This window comes from Thermanaeromonas sp. DSM 22490, assembly GCF_056378755.1.
In genome coordinates this window covers 13,269-33,104 of sequence record NZ_JBJHHE010000012.1, presented here as the reverse complement: position 1 = coordinate 33,104, position 19,836 = coordinate 13,269, and the positions used below count along the sequence as shown (strand labels likewise).

Here is a 19,836-nt window from a genome sequence, read left to right as displayed (position 1 = left end):
CCAGATCTCTGTAAAGAAAGAATGGACAGAAGAACAAGAATAGCTAGGAAAAAATAGGCAGAAAAAAACCCAAAAAAAGCCTGCCGGGTCTGGCAGGTTGAAAACCCGGCAGGCGTGCAAAGGAGAAATGAAATTATATTAAAGGGCAGACTCGCCAACTTCTCCGGTACGAATCCGGATTACGTCAGCAACGGGGTACACAAAGATTTTGCCATCTCCGATCTCACCGGTCCGGGCCACCTCGCTTACGGCCGCGATCACCTTTTCGCGGTCGTGATCCCGGATTAAAACCTCTAGTTTTATTTTGGGAAGAAACGGGATCTCGTAAATCCGCCCTCGGAATTGTTCCGTGAGCCCTTTCTGGTGCCCTCGGCCCTCGACTGTGTAGACGGTCACTGCGGGGTAGCCTACTCTGTCAAGAGCTTCTATGATTTCGGCGAGTTTTTCTTCCCATGCGATGATCTCTAACTTATACAAGGTACTCCCTCCTTTCTGGTAGTAGTTCTTACCCCCTGTCCTATCATCCTTACGGGCTCCTTGCCGTAGGGAGTAGGTGGAAAGTCTAAAGGATACCTATTAACCCGTCAGCAGGGTCCGGTGGCGGGTAAAGTCGGGATAGGCCGGGGTACCATGCTCCACAATATCCAATCCTTGCAATTCCTCCTCCGGAGAAACCCGGATTCCAAAGATTAGGTCCATTACTTTAAACAGGATGTAACCCAAGCCGAACGCCCAGGTTGCAACGGTTACTACACCGATAAGCTGGGCCAGCAACTGGCCGAACCCTCCTCCGTAGAACAAACCCGTGACATACGGAGCTTCCAGGGTGTAGAGGCCATATGTGCCGTCTGCAAAAAGACCAACACTTAAAAGGCCCCAAATGCCATTGAGGCCGTGGACGCTAACCGCTCCCACAGGGTCGTCGACACCCCGCGCTTCCAGGAAATAGACTCCGGCGACGATAATGAGCCCGGCTACTGCTCCAATAACTACCGCGGCCCAGGCCTCTACCCAGGCGCAGGGTGCGGTAATGGCCACCAGGCCGCCTAAAGCGCCGTTTAGGGTCATGCCCAAGTCCCATTTTCGGGTCTTAAGGTACATGATTAAAAGAGTGGTCAAGGCACCTGCTGCTGCCGCAAGATTCGTATTCACAGCAATTACAGCGATGCGCAGGTGGTGGGCATTAAAGGTGCTTCCCGGGTTAAAACCGAACCAGCCGAACCAGAGGATAAAGGTACCAAGAGCTGCGAGAGCCATACTGTGGCCAGGGATGGCCCGGGGCTTTCCGTCCCGGCCGTACTTCCCAAAGCGGGGACCCAGGACCATTGCTCCAGCGAGTCCCACCATTCCTCCAACAGCGTGCACCACTCCTGAGCCTGCAAAATCTACGTGACCCACGCCAAAGGGGAGTTTAGACAGCCATCCGCCTCCCCATACCCAGTGGGCGTAAATGGGGTAGATAAAGAGGCTTACGAAGAAGGTATAGATCAGATAGGCAGGGAATTTGAGCCTTTCGGCTACCGCTCCGGATACAATGGTAGCCGCTGTCCCGCAGAATACCAACTGCCAGAAGAAATCCAGATAAACCCCTACATCATAAGCTTCGCCGCGGAGAAACCAGTTGCCTGAGCCGATAAATCCCCCTATATCCGTGCCCTTTAAGAAACCGTAACCCAAGGCGAAAAAGCAAAGAGAGGCCACGACAAAGTCGATGAGGTTTTTGCTGAGAAGGTTCGTAGCGTTCTTAGCCCGGCAGAAGCCTGCCTCTACCATGGCAAACCCTGCCTGCATGAAGAAGACCAGAAATCCGGAGACCAGCACCCATACGTAATCAACGGGAGCCGCCTCATTCTTCTGCAAGGTTTCTGCTCCAGTGGGGTCAGCAGCCAGGGCTGCGCCGCTGAGAAATAGTGCAAGAAGGCCAATGCTTAGAACCGCCGAAAGAAGCATAGATCTTTTACTCAACTACCTCACTCCCTTTTAAAAATTTTTTTCCTTGACTTCTTTAAAAATTAGCAACAGGCCTACCCTTACTTTATCACCCCCTTGCCTGAGCAATTTATAAACGTAAAAAGCCCTGACTTCAGGAACTGCGATGTTCCCAAAGCAAGGGCTTCTTTGCCAAACTGCTTCCGCAGCTTTGCGGCCCCAGGCTGGAATTTGTTTTACTAATTAGATTTCCCGAGCCGGAAAGGAAATAAAAAGGTCCCCGCTTATCTCACGGGGACTCCCTCATCCCGGTTGAGCGTCTGCGCTCCACTGCTTTTGTTTGTATTTTACACTAGTCTCCCAGCAAATGCAACCCTTTATCTGGTAGAGCATTTCGGTGCCAGCATGCGAGAAACGCAGGAATCTGGTCTAAATATTCCGATTCTGAGGGCTCAGCCCCGTTGACAATGGACCAGAGGGTTGCCTATCCTAAATATCAGAACGCAGGCAACGGCGCCTTTTGGTGGCAGGTGCTCACCAGAAGGCGCTTTGTCGTTATAGGCTCTATAGGTTCATGAAACAGTTGTCCGACGCCGGACGAAAGGTAAGGGCGCCTAGAGGAAAGTGCTTCAATGCAGGCGCCCTTTCTTATTGCTCACTCCAAACCTCAATGCAACGGTGCTTGGAAGAGGGCAGTGTAGCTCCAGGAAAGCACCTTTTTATGTATAAACAGCATTTGTTGCTAAAAGCAAGAAATATGGGAGGGTTGGCTATGACCAGAAAAGTTGCTTTTTATGGAAAAGGTGGTATTGGTAAGTCCACCACCCAGCAAAATATCGCTGCCGCTCTAGCCTACTTCTACAGCAAAAAAGTTTTGATTCATGGTTGCGATCCAAAGGCAGATTGCACCCGGTTAATTCTTGGTGGCAAACCGCAGGAGACGGTGATGGATACTCTGCGGGAGTTCGGAGAAGATGCGGTGACCATCGACCGGGTAGTAAAGACCGGATTTTGCGGAATTAAGTGTGTCGAGTCCGGGGGGCCGGAACCAGGTGTTGGTTGTGCTGGCAGGGGTGTAATCACAGCCATCAGTTTGATGGAAGAGCTGGGTGCGTATACACCGGATCTGGATTTCATCTTTTTCGACGTACTGGGTGACGTTGTCTGCGGCGGTTTTGCTATGCCGGTGCGTGAAGGTAAGGCCCAGGAAATCTACATTGTGGCCTCGGGGGAAATGATGGCGCTTTATGCCGCCAATAACATCTGTCGCGGTATGGTCAAGTATGCCGAACAGAGCGGCGTCAGACTGGGGGGTATCATCTGCAACAGTCGTAACGTTGATGGGGAGAGGGAGTTGATGGAAGAGTTTTGTGCTAGAATTGGTACCCAGATGATTCACTTTATCCCGCGGGACAATATTGTCCAGAAAGCGGAATTTAACCGTCAGACGGTGACCCAGTTCGAACCAAATTGCAACCAGGCCTTGGAGTACAAAGAGCTGGCCAGGAAAATTATGGATAATGATATGTTCGTCATTCCACAACCGATGACCATGGACGAAATGGAGAACCTAGTGGTCAAATTCGGACTGCTGGACTAAAAACCGGAAGCCTCAAGAGAAGACGAAAATTCATATACCAGGAGGTAATAGATATGAAAATGATCCGGGCTATCATTCGTCCCGAAAAAAGCGAAGAAGTGGTAGATGCCCTGGCTGAAGCCGGATACGTGGCCCTGACCAAAATGGATGTGGTCGGGCGGGGCAAACAAAGGGGTATTCATGTAGGCAGCATATACTACGACGAGCTACCCAAGGTGATGATCATGCTGGTAGTGGAAGACAGCCAGGTGGAAGGAGTGGTAGGGATCATTACCAGGGCAGCCTATACTGGAAACTTCGGTGACGGGAAGATCTTTGTCACACCGGTGGAAGAAGCCTACACCGTGCGGACAGGTTCCGCTGGACTGTAGGGAAAGGGGGATCTCCTTGAAAGAAATAGTGGCCATCATCAGGCCAAATAGAATTAACGCTACCAAGAAAGCCCTTGAGGTGTTGGGTTTTCCGGGCATGACCGCTTGTAAAGTAGTCGGACGGGGTAAGCAAAAAGGGATTCTTGGGGAAGTAGCCTTCAACGTTAGCACCGAGCTGCAGAACCAGGAGGGCGGGATGAAATACGTGCCCAAAAGGATGATTTCCCTGGTGGTGGACGATCAAGACGTGTCCCTGGTTGTGGCGGCAATCATCAAAATCAACCGTACTGGTCAGATTGGTGACGGGCGCATCTTTGTATGTCCTGTTGAGGAAGTAGTACGTATACGTACAGGGGAAAAGGGAGAGGCGGCTATCTGATTGAGGGGGCACCTGGAATCCTACTTAAATGCCTAAGGAGGAAGATAACCATGCCTATGGTAAAAATGAAGTGCAACGAAAGGATTCCCGAGCGGGATAAGCATATTTACCGCACAGAAAAGGAGAAATCTATAATTCCGGCCTGTAATATTGCCACCCTTCCCGGGGATATGACCGAGCGCGGGTGAGCTTTTGCCGGTGCCCGCGGGGTCGTGGGCGGACCAATTTCCGACGTCATCCAACTGGTTCACGCGCCCGTAGGTTGTGCCTGGTACACGTGGGGTACGCGGCGCCACCTGTCCGATTTTTATCCCTGGGCCACGCCCACTCGCCTGACCAATGTTGCCTTCAACCGCCGGTACTGCGTGTGTACTGACATGCAGGAAAAAGACGTTGTCTTCGGAGGCATGAAAAAGCTGGAACGAGCCTGCCTGGAAGCCATCCGGCTGTTTCCCGAAGCAAAGGGTTTGATCATTTTTACCACGTGCACCACCGGCCTGATCGGCGATGACGTGCAGGCCATAGCCCGGCTGGTTGAGAAGAAAACCGGCAAGCTGATCTTCACTTCCGAGTCACCGGGTTGCTCCGGGGTGAGCCAGTCCAAGGGTCACCACGATTTTAACACCCAGTTCTACCGGCAGATACGGCAGTTAAGAGAGCGCCGGCCGGAGCTGAAAATGCCTGAAGAAGAGAAAACCCCCTATGACATCTGCCTGATTGGCGAGTACAACATGGACTGGGATTTAAAGATAGTCAGGCCGCTTTTTGAGAAAATGGGCGTGCGCGTTGCAGCCGTTTTTAGCGGCAACGAGCGCATCGAAAACCTGGTCAAGATGCCGGATGTGAAATTAAACGTGGTGCACTGCCAGCGTTCGGCCGAGTATATCGCTCACATGATGAAAGACGGGTTCAACATTCCATTTATTCGCGTCTCGCTCTTCGGGATTAAGCAGACTGCAGAAGCGTTGCGGAAAACTGCCGCCTTCTTTGGCCTGGAGGAGCGGGCTGAGAAGGTGATTGCCGAGGAAATGAAGCGAGTAGAAAAGAGCCTGGCTTTCTACCGGGAAAAGTTAAGGGGTAAGCGGGTGGCCATTTACGTCGGTGGACCCCGGGTATGGCACTGGATCAAGCTAATGGAGGAACTGGGGATGACCGTGATGGCCGTCGCCTGCACCTTTGCCCACGAAGACGACTATGAAAAGATCAACGCCCGGGCGCCAGAGGGAATGCTGGTTATTGATAACCCCAACGAGTTTGAGATCGAAGAGATGCTCAAGACCGAAAAGCCGGACCTGTTTTTAACCGGACTAAAAGAAAAGTATATCGCGCGCAAGATGGGTATTCCCACGGTAAACTCCCACTCCTACGAAAAAGGTCCTTATGCCGGCTTTGTCGGTATGGTTAATTTCGCCCGAGATATCTATCAGGCTCTTTATGCACCGGTTTGGAAATACCAGTGGGGCCTTGATGATGCTCCGGCAAAAGACGAGGAGGAAGGGTCATGCAACTAAAGGAAATTCCCGTTACGGGCATACCTTACGATCAGATAAAAATCGAAAAAGTCCCGGCCACGCCTGAGTATTGTGAGCGGCCCGCGGAGCTGATTCCCTCCGCGAACAGGGCGGTGGTGATCAATCCCAATCGCACCTGTATGCCCCTGGGAGCCATGTGGGCGGTGCTGGGAGTAAGGAAGGCGATCCCTTTTGTCCAGGGTGCCCAGGGCTGTACCACTTACGTGCGATATACCTTTTGCCGTATTTTTAAGGAGCCAGCGACCATCGCTACAGCCTCCTTCCATGAGGATGCGGCAGTTTTTGGCGGCCGGCGTAACTTAGTGGAGGGCATTCGCAACCTGGTAGTACGTTACTGGCCGGAGTTAATTGGGGTAGTGACCACCTGTTCCAGTGAGATTATCGGCGATGACATGGTCAGCTTCATTAAAATAGCCAGGGCCAATCTGCGTAAAGAGATCGGAGCTGAAAAAGCTGACCGGATCCCTATAGTGCTGATTAACACCCCCAGCTTTGCCGGTTCCCATGTGGAAGGTTATGACCGGGCCTCCCGTGCCTTTGTGGAGACTCTGGCTACCACTAAAGGAGAGCCCAACGGGAAGGTAAATATCATCCCGGGTCTATTTTACCCGGGCGATATCCGCGAAATCAAGCACCTGCTGCGCCACATGGGTATAGAGGCGATAGTCCTCTTTGATATTTCTGATACCCTGGACGCTCCGCTGGAGCCGCCAACGTCCGTACCCTACTATCCTCCTGGTGGCACTGCGGTTGGGGAAATCCAAGACATGGCCAACTCGCTGGCCACCTTTGCTCTGCAGCCCCATGCCGGCCAGGCTGGCGCCCGCTACCTGGAGCGCAAATACGGCGTGCGTGCCGTGGTTGGTCCACCACCGATTGGGGTACAGGGTACCGATGCCTTTTTAAAGGCGTTAAAGGAAATAACCGGAAAGCCTATCCCCCGGAGCCTCTTACAGGAAAGGGGACGGTTAGTTGATTCCCTGGCCGACACCCTGCACCACACCATGATGAAGAAGGTGGCTATCATGGGGGATCCTGATATAGTGCTCGGTGTTACCCGCTTCGTGCTGGAAATGGGGATGGAGCCGGTGGCCCTGGCCGGTGGTACGGCCAGCAAGACCTTCGTCCACAATGTGGAGGCCATCCTGGCCGAAGCGGGGTATGATCGCGAACCGCCGTTGATCATCAATGGCGGTGACCTATTTGAGTTTGAGGAGTACCTGAAAAAACAACCGCGCCTGGACCTGATTATCGGTAATTCCCGAGCGGTAGATATCTCCCGTGAGCTGCGGGTACCGCTGGTGCGGGTTGGTTTTCCTATCTACGACCGTTTTGGTTATCAAAAACGTCCCATTGTGGGTTACCGGGGTGGGGAAATGCTGCTTGCGGAAATTGTAAATAGCATGCTGGATTACCAGTACCCTGATGACCGTACCCAGCAGCTATAGATTTGGGTTTGGGGTTGGGACCGGCTGGGGGGAAACGGTTTTGCTCTCCCGGCGCTCGGCCGCCTCCGCTTCCGCAAATAAGATGCAAGGAGAGAATCGGCCGTGAAAATGCTCATTGAAATAATGCCCGAACGGGCCGGGCATCTGGAATTGACGAACCTGCCTGAATGTGAGCGGCGGACCCTTCCAGGGGTGATCTCCCAGCGGGCCTGCATGCTTTACGGGGCTCGCTGGATGCTGGCAGCTATCAGGGACGTGGTGCACCTCATCCACGGGCCGGTGGGTTGTGCTTACTACAGCGAGACGGTACGTAAAAAGAATTACGAGGTGTTTTCTACTGCCCTGGGAGAAAAGGAGATTGTCTTTGGTGCCGGGCAAAAACTGGAAGAGGCCATCAGGGAAGCAATAAGTTTGCGTCCCCGGTCTTCTGCTGTACTGGTTTACACTACCTGCGCGGTAGGTCTGATCGGTGAAGACGTAGAGGGAATCTGCAAACGGATGTCGGCCGCCCTGGGCCTGCCGGTGGTGCCGGTAAACTGCCCCGGCTTTGGGGGGGTGAGCCAGGGTAAGGGCCACGATGTCGCTGCGGCAGTGCTGCTTGAGCATTTCATCGGGAGTGGCTCAGCCGGGCCGCCCTTGGAAAATAGTGTAAACATACTTGGTGAGTTTGACGTTCAGGGCGATTTAAAAGAAATTGAGCAGCTATTGCAGCGTCTCGGTTTAAATATTATCTGTACCATCTCCGGCCGGGCAACGGTAAAAAATATGGCCCGGGCTCACCGGGCCACGCTCAATATCGTCCACTGCGGGCGTACCGGGAGATGGCTGGCCCAAAAGATGGAGGAGCGTTTCGGTATTCCCTGGCGAAAGGTTTCCTTTTTTGGTATAGCCGAAACCGCGGCGGCACTGCAGGCCATTGCTGCTTTCTTTAACCGTCCGGAGGAAGCAGCGTGGGTAGAAAGGGAGGCAGAAGCCGCCAGGCAGAAGGCGCTTCCTTACCTGAGACGCCTGGCAGGCAAACGGGTTGGCCTGTTTTTTGGCGCTTCACGTATGAGTTCTATGGCCAGGGCTTTTAAGGAATTGGGTATGGAGGTGGTTTTGTGCGGCTCCCAATTTGGCTGCGAGGAAGATTATACCGAGTCCCGGCGCTGCCTGGGCCGGGGAACCCCGATGATTGATGATGCTCACCAGCGGGAGCTGGAGGAATTTTTGCACCGGTATCGGCCGGATCTGCTGGTGGGAGGTACCAGGGAGAAATATATGGCCCATAAGATGGGAATACCCTTTCTGGTCTTTCCACAGGAAATAAGCCCTTATGCCGGCTTTAACGGTTTTGTTAACCTGGCTCGGGAAGTGGCGGCCCTGGTAGGAGCTCGGGTATGGAATTTGAGTAATAACGGGTTGTTAAGGGAAGAGGGCCAGGAAATGGAAGATCTTCCGGCAACCGTTATACCGGCGTTGGGAACTTTTAAGGTGGCCGTGGCCACACGAGACGGGTTAATGGTAGATGAACATTTTGGCCGTGCCGAAAGGTTTGTAGTCTTTACCCTGGAGGAAAACAAAGTCGGACACGTAGAATCGCGATCCGTCTCGTGTCGGGTTTCTTGCAATACAGGGGAAGGGCGCCAGCTCGGCATGGCCCAAAGGCTAGAACTGCTGGCTGACTGCCAGGCGGTGATATGTCTTAAAGCCGGCCGGTGCGTGCAGGAGCTAGCGGGAGAAAAAGGGATTATGATCTTCGAGATGAACGGTACGGTTCCCTCTGTTTTACAGGAATTTGTACGGTATATGGAGAGGGGATGAACGAGAATGCGAGATCCAGCCTATGCGGAGATAACTAGGGAACATCCGTGTTATAACCGGGCTGCTGCCAGGTGGTACGGGCGCGTCCACCTGCCGGTGGCGCCTGACTGTAACATAAAGTGTCGCTACTGTACCCGGCTCTACGATTGCGCGAATGAAAACCGCCCTGGCGTGACCAGCCGCCTGATGACCCCGCGGGAAGCCCTGCAGTACGTAGAGCGGTTGGTAGAGAGAGACAGGCGTATCCGGGTATTGGGTATTGCCGGCCCCGGGGAGCCCCTAGCCAATGACTCTACTTTGTGCACCCTGCGTCTGTTGCACCGTCATTTTCCGGAGCTAATTAAGTGCCTCAGCACGAACGGACTGCTACTGAAGGAGAGATTACCAGATTTGTACACAGCAGGGGTACGGGCGGTGACGGTGACGGTGAACGCTGTTGCACCGGCGGTAGGCAGCCGGATTTACGATTACGTATTTTACCAAGGGCAGTTATATAAGGGAACTGCGGGGGCGGAGCTACTGTGGCAGGCCCAGCAGGCAGGCATCCGCCTGGCCCGGAAGTTGGGCATGGTCGTTAAAGTAAACAGCGTGCTTATTCCCGGGATCAATGACCATCACTTGGAAGAGGTGGCCCGGGCGGTAAAGGCGGCCGGGGCGCATATCATGAACATTATCCCCCTGATTCCACAGGGAGAATTTGCCGGCTTGCTTCCACCGCCTCCGGAACGGGTCAACCTGCTGCGACAGCAATTGTCGTCCGTTATCGACCAGATATGCCACTGCCGGCGCTGCCGCGCGGACGCAGTGGGGATGCTGGCATGAGATTTTAGATTGTGCGGGCGGCAGGGTAAATTTGCCCTGCCGTCTCTCCAGCAGGCATACCGGTAACATTCCTGGAGGTGAGGCTGGTGCAGGTACGCATTGTGGATACGACCCTAAGAGACGGGGAGCAGGCCCCGGGGGTAGCTTTTAACCTTGAGGAAAAGGTGACCATCGCCCGGATGCTTGACCGGTTGGGGGTAGCACACATTGAGGCCGGCACACCTGCTATGGGGGAGATAGAACAAGAAGCCATTAGGGCTATCGTCCGACTGGGCTTAAAATCCTGCATCAGCACTTGGAATAGGATGGTAATCGAGGATATACGAGCTTCCCTGGCTTGTGGGGTTCAATGTGTGCATATTTCTACTCCTGTGTCGGACATTCAAATCCGGTACAAACTGGGGCAAAGCCATCAGTGGGTGCTGGATCGTTTGCGGCGCGCGTGTGTCTATGCTATGGACTACGGTCTACGGGTGACGGTGGGAGCTGAAGATGCTTCGCGGGCAGATCCTGCATTTTTACTGGAGCTTGCTTTCTTGGTTAGAGAACTGGGAGTAAAACGTCTGCGTTACTGCGACACTTTAGGTGTTTTGGACCCTTTCACTACTTTTGAGCGTATGGTTTCGTTGAAAGAAAAACTGGATCTGGACCTGGAGTTTCACGGTCATAATGACTTCGGTATGGCCACAGCTAACACCCTAGCAGCCATCAGGGCCGGTGTTGGCTGGGTAGATGCCACTGTCAGCGGGCTGGGGGAAAGAGCGGGGAATACCGCTCTGGAAGAATTGTGCCAAGCTCTAAAGGTTCTTTATAGGATGGATCCAGGCCTCAATGTGGAATACCTTGCGAAACTCAGAGGTTATGTAGCTCGGGCGGCAGGACGATTAAATCAATTTTCTGAGCTAGCGACTATTTTTTGCCGAGCCTAACGTTCATACCGACGAACAAGACTGACATTCAAAAACTTCTTTAGCTATCGACTGTTTAAGGGTCAAGGGTTGGGTAAACCTTTGCAGTTACTATCATGTAAGATAGGAGGATACATGGTGAAGAACCCAGTATTTATCTGTGACACTACGCTGTGTGAAGGATTAAAAATCGCCAAAGTACAGCTTTCCATTCGAGAAAAGCTACGAATTGCTGAATTATTAGCGGCCATCGGCGTGCATCAGATAGAAACGGGGATTCCTGCAACGGGCAGGGATGAGAAAGAAGTAATCAAACAAATGGTTGATGCGGGTCTTAACACCAGCATAATGGCTTGGAACAGAGCGGTAGTTGACGACATTAAACATTCCCTGGACTGCGGCGTGGACGCTGTGGTCATCTCCATATCCGCCTCTGATATCTACATTAGCCACAAGCTACACAGTACAAGGGAAAGGGTCCTGGCGGACATGGCCATGTCATGCGAGTTTGCCAAGAGGCATAACCTCTACGTTTCTGTGAACGCAGAGGATGCTTCTCGCTCCGATATCGAATTTCTGGTGGAATTCGCCCGCGTAGCCAAAGAGGCGGGGGCTGATCGCCTACGCTTCTGCGACACCGTGGGCTGCCTTGACCCTTTCACCACCTACGAGCGGGTGAAGATTATTATCGAGAGCGTCAGTATTCCCCTTGAAGTCCATATGCACAACGACTTAGGCATGGCCACGGCCAATACCCTGGCCGGGCTTAAAGCCGGGGCAACCTGCGCCAGCGTTACAGTGATGGGGTTTGGCGAGCGGGGAGGAAACGCCGCCCTGGAAGAGGTGGTGATGGCCCTCAAGTACCTTTACGGGACCGATCTTGGCTTTAATACGGAAAGATTCCGGGAATTAGCCGAGTATGTGGCCCGCGCCTTTGGACAGCAATTACCTCCATGGAAACCGATAGTCGGTAATAACATATTCGCCCACGAATCAGGCATTCATACCGACGGTGTCCTCAAGAATGCCCAAACCTATGAAATATTCCCACCTGAGGAGGTCGGCCTTACGCGGCAAATTGTAATCGGCAAACACTCGGGCACTGCCGCCATCAAGATGAAGTTTGCTGAATACGGCATCGCTTTGAGCCAGGAGGAGGCCGCAGCTATACTGCAACGGGTGCGGTCGGCAGCTGTGGGGTTCAAGCGTTTTCTGTTCGATAGAGAATTGATTCATCTCTATGAAGACTACCTTCTTCACCGTACCTGCCAGGGAAAGAACCGCACCGCACCTGATAAGAGTCAAGAAGATACAAGAATACCCGTTAAAGAAGGTGGATATTCTTACCAGTCCACAACTTCTTAAAGGAATCTAGGTTTGCTCAATTTTCTAACCCTTCCGTTGGATGTTGCCTTACACACCGCAGCGGACTGCAGGACAACTTTTCGGGAGGGTTTTTTTCACCCGCTCGGGCTGACGGTGCGGATACACTCCTGCGCATTCTCCAGATTTTGAATCTCCCCGCGGAACGGACTGGGGGATATTAACGTAAAGGATGTGACCCTAGAAGCCCGCCTGGACCGCGGCCAATTCGTTTACGGCCTGCCCACGCATATACCGAACAACTACTGGAAGCTTTCCACATTTTGCCCCTCTTAACCCCAAAGGTGGTCCAAAAAGTGGTAGACTTCCTTATCGGCAATATAACCCTAAAGGGCAAATGGTACCGCCATCTAAAAGTTTGGCTGGAGATAGCCGGGAACCGGCGTGGGAAGCCCCAGGAGCGGAAAAAATCGCCGAGTGGCGGCACAACGACATTGCCGAAGTGGGCTTTGTCTATGAGCCCGATCCCCGAGCGGTTAAACAATATGTGGCGGTCTACGCAGTGCCCAAGGATGTGGTAGTAAAAAACTAATCTTTCAGAAGCAGCGTAACGGCAAGGAGTGGAGAACTGTATTCATAAAGAACGGGCAGGAGGTGCACAGCAGCGAATACACCCGCCAGAAGCAAAACGCACGGTAGGGGTCTCCTGGGGAGGCTTGCAGGACCAGGCCTCCCCAGCGCTTTCAAAATACTGGTAAATAACCGCCGTATAGTGTATAATGGGAGACAGGGGGTGACCCTATGCCTCCCAATCCGAGGGCTATAGACATCGTGAAATTGTATGCAGAGACACTGAGAAGGAAAAAACTCCCTATCAAGGCGGTAATCCTCTTCGGGTCCCAGGCGAGGGGAGACTACGAGCCTGACTCCGATATTGATGTGCTTGTGGTAACCGAAAGGCTTGACGAAAAGATCCGCGAGGCTATCTTAGACGAAGCATTTGAAATTAGCCTTAACGAGGATGTGGTGTTAATACCCGTGATATACGACCTTGAGGGGTTTGGATCTCCTCTTTTTCGGGCCGGGCCCCTTTACCAGAATATAAGCCAGGAAGGGATTATTATCCTATGATCGACAGCGAGCTAAAGAAGCTATTCGCCCGGACCAAGATGGAGAAGGCATGGGAGGCCGGCAGACCCCAGCCGGGCGCTCTGTTTATAGGGGGACCACTCTGGAGGGCCTGCCTATGCAGGCCTTCCTGATTCTGGTCCGACTGAAATCCGAAGACTTCTACGGGAGGGGCGGTGATATTTGTACGTCATATTTCTCCAATGAAGCCCGGGGACCAGGAGGGCAGTGGCCGTGGACGTTGGACGTTGGCTATGGCATTACCAAGGCAGTCTCCGCTGCCGCCCGCATGTCCGGTGGTGTGAGAGGACGTGGGCTAGCTGCCCCTCCTACTTGATAAGCTTCGCGGCAACCTGCAATTACTTGCTCCCTTTAATAACACTTACCCTTCAAAGGGCTGGGGAGATGCTCCTGGAAAACCCTGGGCAAAGCTTGCTGGCAGGGCCAGGGCCTTAATTTTGCTAGCTCAAGCCGCGTTAAACTCGGCCGCGTACTTAAGAATACGGGCAAGTATCTCTTCCCGTTTGGCATTAATGGCGTCAAAATTCATGGCCGGGATATAAAAGCTCTCCATGTAGTCGTGGGTAAGCTTGGCCTGGCGGATGTAGGCTACCGCCCGGTCTAGGCAGGCCTGGTAGCGGAATTTAGCACTTAAGATTTCATGGCTGTACATGGCAAGCTTCTTTTTATCAATGTACTCGGTTAGATTTATGGACATGGCGATGAGGTGGCTAAAGGGGGAGGGGTCGAAGGTATGAGGCGGTTCCACGTTCATCACAGCCACTTTAATTTCCGGCATTATAATCAAATCATAGTTATCAGGGTTAAAGGGGCAATGGTATATTTCGGTAAACAGACATTTGCTGAGGGCGGTGTTGGCCACCCTCTCCAGTATCCTGGTGACCCCGGAGCCGGGTTCTCCCGATATAGTATAGATCCGGTTAACCTCGTGGAGCAAAGTTTCTACGTTTCCGGTCACAATTCCTTCAGGTGTAATGGCTGTGGCAAAAAGGTGGCGGGCTTTGGGAGGGCGATCGTACCGGGCCGCGACCCCAGTAAATACGCCGTCCAAAAGCTTTGCTTCAGCGCGGTTGACCAAGGCTTCGTTAGTGCATTCCGCCACATAATCTTCCCATTCATCGCGGATGACCTTGGCCTCCTTTAGGGCACTATAGGCTATACGAAAAAGGCGATTTACCCGGGTATTGGCTTCTAGAATTTCCTGCTTGTGCTCGCGCATTTTTTGCTCATCCCAAAAATCGCCTAGATGAACAATCTCATCCACAGCCCCGGGATTTTTAGGATCTACGATATGCGGGGCCGTGCCGTCGATGAGGGCCACTTTTATGGAGGGTATTACTACAGCATCCAGAGAATTGTTGTCAGAGGAACAGCAGTGAAATTCCACATCAAACCCCCTTTCCAGCATGCTCTCGCCAATCTTGCGCATAAAGGTTGATTTACCTACACCTGGTCCTCCCTTGACTACAAATATTCGTGTGGCATCCGGTTCAATAATGTAATCATAAAAAGAATAAAAGCCATGACAAGTGTTACCGCCGGGAAAAACCTTTCTTAATTTTCCTTGTGGCATGTTAATCCCCCTTTACCAGCAAAAGGTTCTTTCACTTTTTAGAAAAGCTCCTTAGGAAAATATATGCTGCACTTTAGGAAAGTTGTTCAGGGTTACTAGTTTTCATGATATGAAAATCTTTTGCGTTATACAGTATTCAAGGGCTGGACCTATTGTTTTTACCAATGGCTTAACCTATAATAATGAAGCAACAGGGCAATGGTGTCCTAGACTGGCCGCAAAGGGGTGGCGATGTTATCGGCATTTGTTGTAAAGGTGGGGCTTTCAATGCGTCAGCCCAAAATATTCCTGGCCTCATCGGATCAGGCCTCGCTCCAGTCTTTGAAACAGGTGTTGCAGCGAGAAGGGTATCTGGTAGCAGGGGCAGCCCAGGACGGTGCCCAAGCGCTGAGGCTAATCCATACCTTACAACCTGACCTTGTCATTCTCGATAGTGAACTAAAAGGTACCGGCGCTCTGGAGGTTGCAAGGTTTATCAATGAGGAACAAGTAGCGCCCATTATCATGCTGGCTTCTTCCTGGCACCGCAATATTATTAGTAAAACACGTGATTTCCCGGTTTTTGCTTACTTGATTAAGCCGGTACAGGAAAGCACCCTGTTACCCGCGATAGAGGCAGCCCTAGCTAACTATGAAAAGCTGGCTCGTTTAGAAGAGGAAGTAAATAAATTAAAGGAAACTTTGGCTGCCCGCAAGCTTATTGAGAGAGCGAAAGGAATTCTTATGGAAACTTTAGGTATAACAGAAGCGGAGGCTTATCGCCGCATCCAGCGGCAAAGTATGGATAGATGTGTTCCCATGAAAACTATTGCTGAGGCTATAATTGTAGCCCACGAACTGCAAAAAGAAGATCAACAGAAAAAATAACAATATATTTTTTATAGCGTATGTTAACCAACTCATTTAAGGGCAACGGCGTCCTACAAGCAGGAAGGTGAATGTATTCACCTCCTGCGGGGACGCTTTTTCTTTTTAGAAGATGCTTCAGGGAGGTTTTTAAAATGGATGACAGGGAAAAGAGAGCCAAGGTCTTAAAGCAGGCTGAAGAATGGGGAGTCAAATTTGTGCGGCTACAGTTTACTGATATATTCGGTGTATTAAAAAATGTAGCCATTCCCGTAAATCAGCTTCCCAAAGCCCTAAATAATGAATTGATGTTCGACGGTTCTTCCATTGAAGGATTTGTCCGCATTGAGGAATCGGATATGTATCTTTATCCTGATCCGGATACTTTTGTGATTTTTCCCTGGAGGCCCCATGAGGGGACTGTAGCCCGGCTTATTTGCGATATTTATAACCCCGATGGTACTCCCTTCGCGGGCTGCCCCCGTAATACTCTGAAGAGGGTACTGGCTGAAGCTAAAGAGATGGGCTTTATCATGAACGTAGGGCCCGAGGCAGAGTTCTTTCTCTTCCACACCGACCAGTCCGGGCGTCCCACTCTGGAAACCCATGACCGGGCCGGCTACTTCGACCTTACTCCTATAGATCTGGGAGAAGATGCCCGCCGGGATATGGTACTAACTTTAGAACAGATGGGATTTGAAATCGAAGCTTCTCACCATGAAGTGGCTCCGGGACAACATGAGATCGACTTTAAATATGCCGACGCTTTAACCACGGCCGACCGCATTGCCACTTTTAAATTTGTGGTGAGGACTATAGCCCAGCGTCACGGCCTCCATGCCACTTTTATGCCTAAACCCATATATGGTATCAACGGTTCCGGTATGCATTGTAACATTTCTCTCTCTTTCCAAAATGGGCAGAATGCCTTTTATGATCCCCAGGGGGAACTGGGACTAAGCCCAATAGCTTATCAGTTTATAGCCGGCATTATGGCTCATGCCCGGGCTTTAACAGCCATTACCAATCCTACGGTCAACTCTTACAAGCGCCTGGTACCCGGATATGAAGCTCCGGTTTATATTGCCTGGTCGCCCAGGAACAGGAGCCCTCTTATCCGTATTCCTGCCAAACGAGGGCCTTCCACCCGTATAGAGGTGCGCCATCCGGATCCTTCGGCCAATCCATATTTGGCCATTGCTGTCCTGCTCAAAGCGGGGCTGGACGGTATTAGAAAGCAGATGGTACCTCCTCCCCCTGTATACAAAAATATTTATGCCTTAACCCCAGAAGAACTGGTCCGGGAAGGTATAGGTGTTTTACCCTCCAGCTTGGAGGAGGCTCTGGCCGAACTGGAGAAGGACGAGGTAATCAAGGAAGCTTTGGGCAGCCATATTTATGAACGTTTTATGGTAGCCAAAAAGCTGGAATGTGAACAGTACCGGACCACCGTTCACCCATGGGAAATAGAACATTACCTAACCAAGTTCTAATCGCTTTTTAACCGAGGGAAAGGGGGAAATAAATGTACCGGGAAGGTGAACAGCGTATTCCTGCGGGTTGTGCTCTCAGCGGCTTTATTAACCGCGACGGCCGCCGGGAGACGGGGGAGCGCATTATAAAATCCATTGCCCTGATGAATGAACGATCTAACGGCCTGGGCGGCGGGTTTGCTGCTTATGGTATTTATCCGGAGTATGAGGATTATTATGCCCTGCACGTGCTCTTCGATGATAAGCATAGCCGCTACCAGGTGGAAGACCTGATCAAAGAAAATTTTCATATTGAAGCCGAAGACCGTATTCCCACCCGTCATGTTCGCTCCATTGGTAAAGCTCCCGGCTTATGGAGGTACTTTGTGGTACCACGCATGTCCAAGATAAGAGAAGCCAAAGAGAATGAAGAAGATTTTATGACCCAACTAGTGATGCATATCAACGACGCCATCCCGGGAGCGTATGTGATATCCAGCGGTAAAAATATGGGAGCCTTTAAGGGCGTAGGTTACCCGGAGGATATCGGCGAGTTTTTCCGGCTGGATGAATACAAGGCCTATACCTGGATTGCCCACGGGCGTTTTCCCACCAATACACCGGGCTGGTGGGGAGGAGCTCACCCCTTTACCCTCCTCAACTGGTCGGTAGTCCATAACGGGGAAATTTCGTCCTACGGAGCTAATCGACGTTTCCTGGAGATGTTCGGCTATAAAATTACCTTGCAAACGGATACTGAAGTTATCGCCTATGCCATAGATTTATTAGTCAGGCGGCATAGGTTACCTCTAGAGGTAGCTGCCAAAGTTCTGGCGCCTCCTTTCTGGCAGGAAATTGATCGTATGAAGACCAAGGAACAGGAGCTATATCGCAATTTACGGGTAGTTTATGGCAGTCTTATGCTTAACGGTCCCTTTGCCATTATTGTAGGTTTTCCAGGGGGCTTGATGGCCTTAAACGATAGGATAAAATTGCGTCCTCTGGTTGCCGGAGAGCAGGGTGCAACCCTTTATGTAGCTAGCGAAGAGGCCGCTATACGGGAAATTTGTCCCGACCTTGAGCGGGTATGGTACCCCGCGGGTGGCGAACCCGTCCTTGGTAAACTGGAGGAGGAGTGTGCATGTCGCCTATCAGCATGAATCCACCTGAATTTAGGGTGATCCGCGATGAAGAAAAATGTATCAAGTGCCTGGTATGTGTCCGGCAGTGCGGTTTTGAGGCCCAGCAATACGATTCTGAAGAGGACAGGGTTTATAGTATCGATGACAATTGCGTAGCCTGCCAGCGCTGTGTTTGCCTTTGCCCTACCAGGGCTCTGCGTATCGAGCAAAACCCGGTTCCCTATAAAGCTAATGCCCACTGGACGCCGGAACATATTCATAACATTAACAAGCAGGCGGCTACAGGTGGCGTCCTTCTTACTGGTATGGGGAACGATAAACCTTTTCCCAGCTATTTTGACCGGTTGTTGCTTAATGCCAGCCAGGTTACCAACCCTTCCATTGATCCCTTGCGTGAGCCTATGGAATTGCGCACGTATTTGGGTAGTCGCCCGGATTATGTATCTTTGGACGAGGGTAATACCTCCGGGCAGACCCCGCTGGTGCCCTTGGAAACCCCTATTATGTTTTCTGCTATTTCCTACGGAGCCATCAGCCACCAGGCCTTTGAATCATTGGCCAGGGCAGCCAAGGAATACGGTACTCTCTTTAATACGGGAGAAGGTGGCCTGCCTGAAGATCTCTACAAGTATGCCGATCATGCCATAGTCCAGGTGGCTTCGGGGCGTTTCGGGGTCCATAGCGATTACCTCAATGCTGCCCGGGTCATTGAAATTAAAATCGGCCAGGGAGCTAAACCGGGTATCGGTGGCCATCTGCCCGGGGAGAAAATTACGGCTTCTATTGCTGCTACCCGGATGATTCCGGAAGGTACGGATGCCCTTTCCCCGGCACCCCATCATGATATTTATTCCATTGAAGACCTGAGGCAGCTTATTTTTACCTTGAAAGAAGCCACCCGCTATCAGAAACCTGTATCCGTAAAAATTTCTGCTGTGCATAATGTGGCAGCCATTGCCAGCGGCATTGCCCGGGCCGGTGCTGATATTATCGCCATTGACGGTTTCCGGGGCGGTACCGGTGCTGCTCCTCTGATGATCCGGGACCATGTAGGTATTCCCATAGAACTGGCTATTGCTGCCGTAGACCAGCGGCTGCGGGAAGAGGGTATCCGCAACCGAGTTTCCCTGGTAGCCGCTGGCGGTTTTCGCTGCAGTGCGGATGTGGTAAAAGCCATTGCTCTGGGAGCCGATGCTGTTTATATTGCCACTGCGGCTCTGATAGCCTTGGGATGCCATCTCTGTCAAAAGTGCTACACCGGTAAGTGCAGCTGGGGCATTGCTACTCAGGATCCTTATAAGACCAGGCGTATAAATCCCGAAATAGGGGCTGAAAGGCTTTATAATCTACTCCATGGATGGTCCCGTGAAATCAAGGAGATGCTCGGCGGTATGGGTATCAATTCCATCGAGAGCCTGCGAGGTAATCGGCTCCACCTGCGGGGTGTGGGCCTGACTGAGACTGAATTAAAACTTTTGGGAGTCAAGCACGCTGGAGAAGGTATGTAGAAACAGGGCCTCCCCAGGCAATGCGAGCCTA

19 protein-coding genes are annotated in these 19,836 nt (G+C 51.9%); 16 read left to right on the top strand and 3 right to left on the bottom strand.

Features of this window, described 5'->3' with window-relative positions:
* Nucleotides 1-138: 138 nt before the first annotated feature.
* Nucleotides 139-477, bottom strand: coding sequence for a P-II family nitrogen regulator (locus tag AC1BI1_RS09080; RefSeq protein WP_476716964.1), 339 nt, complete (start codon nucleotides 475-477; stop codon nucleotides 139-141).
* 99 nt (nucleotides 478-576) lie between these two features.
* Nucleotides 577-1,950 (bottom strand): ammonium transporter, encoded by a 1,374-nt coding sequence (locus AC1BI1_RS09075; RefSeq protein WP_476717030.1) that lies wholly within the window; start codon nucleotides 1,948-1,950, stop codon nucleotides 577-579.
* Nucleotides 1,951-2,701: 751 nt separating this feature from the next.
* Here AC1BI1_RS09075 and nifH point away from each other — a divergent pair.
* From nifH to AC1BI1_RS09015, 12 genes are all read left to right on the top strand, one after another.
* The gene (gene nifH, locus AC1BI1_RS09070) at nucleotides 2,702-3,529 is read left to right on the top strand and encodes a nitrogenase iron protein (protein WP_476716963.1); all 828 of its coding nucleotides are present in this window, start codon (nucleotides 2,702-2,704) and stop codon (nucleotides 3,527-3,529) included.
* Between the two features lie 53 nt (nucleotides 3,530-3,582).
* Nucleotides 3,583-3,900 (top strand): P-II family nitrogen regulator, encoded by a 318-nt coding sequence (locus AC1BI1_RS09065; protein ID WP_476716962.1) that lies wholly within the window; start codon nucleotides 3,583-3,585, stop codon nucleotides 3,898-3,900.
* Nucleotides 3,901-3,916: 16 nt separating this feature from the next.
* Nucleotides 3,917-4,279, top strand: a complete 363-nt coding sequence (locus tag AC1BI1_RS09060) for a P-II family nitrogen regulator (protein ID WP_476716961.1) — start codon at nucleotides 3,917-3,919, stop codon at nucleotides 4,277-4,279.
* A gap of 50 nt (nucleotides 4,280-4,329) precedes the next feature.
* Nucleotides 4,330-5,790 (top strand): nitrogenase component I subunit alpha, encoded by a 1,461-nt coding sequence (locus tag AC1BI1_RS09055; RefSeq protein WP_476716960.1) that lies wholly within the window; start codon nucleotides 4,330-4,332, stop codon nucleotides 5,788-5,790.
* Nucleotides 5,781-7,259 carry a nitrogenase component 1 gene (locus AC1BI1_RS09050; RefSeq protein ID WP_476716959.1) on the top strand — a complete coding sequence of 493 codons (1,479 nt, stop codon included), beginning with the start codon at nucleotides 5,781-5,783 and terminating at the stop codon, nucleotides 7,257-7,259. The genes AC1BI1_RS09055 and AC1BI1_RS09050 overlap by 10 nt, the downstream gene beginning before the upstream one ends.
* Nucleotides 7,260-7,367: 108 nt before the next feature.
* Nucleotides 7,368-9,062: a nitrogenase component 1 gene (locus tag AC1BI1_RS09045; RefSeq protein ID WP_476717029.1), complete on the top strand. Its 1,695-nt coding sequence runs from the start codon at nucleotides 7,368-7,370 to the stop codon at nucleotides 9,060-9,062.
* Nucleotides 9,063-9,068: 6 nt separating this feature from the next.
* Nucleotides 9,069-9,884, top strand: coding sequence for a radical SAM protein (locus AC1BI1_RS09040; RefSeq protein ID WP_476716958.1), 816 nt, complete (start codon nucleotides 9,069-9,071; stop codon nucleotides 9,882-9,884).
* Nucleotides 9,885-9,970: 86 nt separating this feature from the next.
* Nucleotides 9,971-10,813 carry a homocitrate synthase gene (locus AC1BI1_RS09035; RefSeq protein ID WP_476716957.1) on the top strand — a complete coding sequence of 281 codons (843 nt, stop codon included), beginning with the start codon at nucleotides 9,971-9,973 and terminating at the stop codon, nucleotides 10,811-10,813.
* Between the two features lie 114 nt (nucleotides 10,814-10,927).
* Nucleotides 10,928-12,157 carry a homocitrate synthase gene (gene nifV / locus AC1BI1_RS09030; RefSeq protein WP_476716956.1) on the top strand — a complete coding sequence of 410 codons (1,230 nt, stop codon included), beginning with the start codon at nucleotides 10,928-10,930 and terminating at the stop codon, nucleotides 12,155-12,157.
* Nucleotides 12,158-12,512: 355 nt separating this feature from the next.
* Nucleotides 12,513-12,707, top strand: coding sequence for a hypothetical protein (locus AC1BI1_RS09025; RefSeq protein WP_476716955.1), 195 nt, complete (start codon nucleotides 12,513-12,515; stop codon nucleotides 12,705-12,707).
* 209 nt (nucleotides 12,708-12,916) lie between these two features.
* Nucleotides 12,917-13,246 carry a nucleotidyltransferase domain-containing protein gene (locus AC1BI1_RS09020; protein ID WP_476716954.1) on the top strand — a complete coding sequence of 110 codons (330 nt, stop codon included), beginning with the start codon at nucleotides 12,917-12,919 and terminating at the stop codon, nucleotides 13,244-13,246.
* 115 nt (nucleotides 13,247-13,361) lie between these two features.
* Nucleotides 13,362-13,580 (top strand): hypothetical protein, encoded by a 219-nt coding sequence (locus tag AC1BI1_RS09015; RefSeq protein ID WP_476716953.1) that lies wholly within the window; start codon nucleotides 13,362-13,364, stop codon nucleotides 13,578-13,580.
* Between the two features lie 129 nt (nucleotides 13,581-13,709).
* Here AC1BI1_RS09015 and AC1BI1_RS09010 read toward each other — a convergent pair whose 3' ends face one another.
* Nucleotides 13,710-14,837, bottom strand: a complete 1,128-nt coding sequence (locus AC1BI1_RS09010; RefSeq protein WP_476716952.1) for a PRK06851 family protein — start codon at nucleotides 14,835-14,837, stop codon at nucleotides 13,710-13,712.
* A 267-nt stretch (nucleotides 14,838-15,104) separates the two neighbouring features.
* On the opposite strand from AC1BI1_RS09010, the gene AC1BI1_RS09005 reads away from it, so the two are divergent.
* The 4 genes from AC1BI1_RS09005 (at nucleotide 15,105) to AC1BI1_RS08990 (ending at nucleotide 19,805) form a co-directional block, all read left to right on the top strand.
* Nucleotides 15,105-15,704, top strand: a complete 600-nt coding sequence (locus AC1BI1_RS09005) for an ANTAR domain-containing response regulator (RefSeq protein WP_476716951.1) — start codon at nucleotides 15,105-15,107, stop codon at nucleotides 15,702-15,704.
* 134 nt (nucleotides 15,705-15,838) lie between these two features.
* The gene (gene glnA / locus AC1BI1_RS09000; protein ID WP_476716950.1) at nucleotides 15,839-17,176 is read left to right on the top strand and encodes a type I glutamate--ammonia ligase; all 1,338 of its coding nucleotides are present in this window, start codon (nucleotides 15,839-15,841) and stop codon (nucleotides 17,174-17,176) included.
* A 32-nt stretch (nucleotides 17,177-17,208) separates the two neighbouring features.
* Nucleotides 17,209-18,315: a class II glutamine amidotransferase gene (locus AC1BI1_RS08995; protein WP_476716949.1), complete on the top strand. Its 1,107-nt coding sequence runs from the start codon at nucleotides 17,209-17,211 to the stop codon at nucleotides 18,313-18,315.
* Nucleotides 18,297-19,805, top strand: a complete 1,509-nt coding sequence (locus AC1BI1_RS08990) for a glutamate synthase-related protein (RefSeq protein WP_476716948.1) — start codon at nucleotides 18,297-18,299, stop codon at nucleotides 19,803-19,805. Before AC1BI1_RS08995 ends, AC1BI1_RS08990 begins: the two co-directional genes overlap by 19 nt.
* Nucleotides 19,806-19,836 lie beyond the last annotated feature (31 nt).

Coding starts and splice junctions, on each gene's coding strand:
- AC1BI1_RS09025 (WP_476716955.1), top strand. CDS start 12,513: ATGGTACCGCCATCTAAAAGTTTGGCTGGAGATAGCCGGGAACCGGCG.
- AC1BI1_RS09040 (WP_476716958.1), top strand. CDS start 9,069: ATGCGAGATCCAGCCTATGCGGAGATAACTAGGGAACATCCGTGTTAT.
- AC1BI1_RS09045 (WP_476717029.1), top strand. CDS start 7,368: ATGCTCATTGAAATAATGCCCGAACGGGCCGGGCATCTGGAATTGACG.
- AC1BI1_RS09050 (WP_476716959.1), top strand. CDS start 5,781: ATGCAACTAAAGGAAATTCCCGTTACGGGCATACCTTACGATCAGATA.
- AC1BI1_RS08990 (WP_476716948.1), top strand. CDS start 18,297: ATGTCGCCTATCAGCATGAATCCACCTGAATTTAGGGTGATCCGCGAT.
- AC1BI1_RS09015 (WP_476716953.1), top strand. CDS start 13,362: ATGCAGGCCTTCCTGATTCTGGTCCGACTGAAATCCGAAGACTTCTAC.
- AC1BI1_RS09020 (WP_476716954.1), top strand. CDS start 12,917: ATGCCTCCCAATCCGAGGGCTATAGACATCGTGAAATTGTATGCAGAG.
- AC1BI1_RS08995 (WP_476716949.1), top strand. CDS start 17,209: ATGTACCGGGAAGGTGAACAGCGTATTCCTGCGGGTTGTGCTCTCAGC.
- AC1BI1_RS09010 (WP_476716952.1), bottom strand. CDS start 14,837: ATGCCACAAGGAAAATTAAGAAAGGTTTTTCCCGGCGGTAACACTTGT.
- AC1BI1_RS09005 (WP_476716951.1), top strand. CDS start 15,105: ATGCGTCAGCCCAAAATATTCCTGGCCTCATCGGATCAGGCCTCGCTC.
- nifH (WP_476716963.1), top strand. CDS start 2,702: ATGACCAGAAAAGTTGCTTTTTATGGAAAAGGTGGTATTGGTAAGTCC.
- AC1BI1_RS09065 (WP_476716962.1), top strand. CDS start 3,583: ATGAAAATGATCCGGGCTATCATTCGTCCCGAAAAAAGCGAAGAAGTG.
- glnA (WP_476716950.1), top strand. CDS start 15,839: ATGGATGACAGGGAAAAGAGAGCCAAGGTCTTAAAGCAGGCTGAAGAA.
- AC1BI1_RS09075 (WP_476717030.1), bottom strand. CDS start 1,950: ATGCTTCTTTCGGCGGTTCTAAGCATTGGCCTTCTTGCACTATTTCTC.
- nifV (WP_476716956.1), top strand. CDS start 10,928: ATGGTGAAGAACCCAGTATTTATCTGTGACACTACGCTGTGTGAAGGA.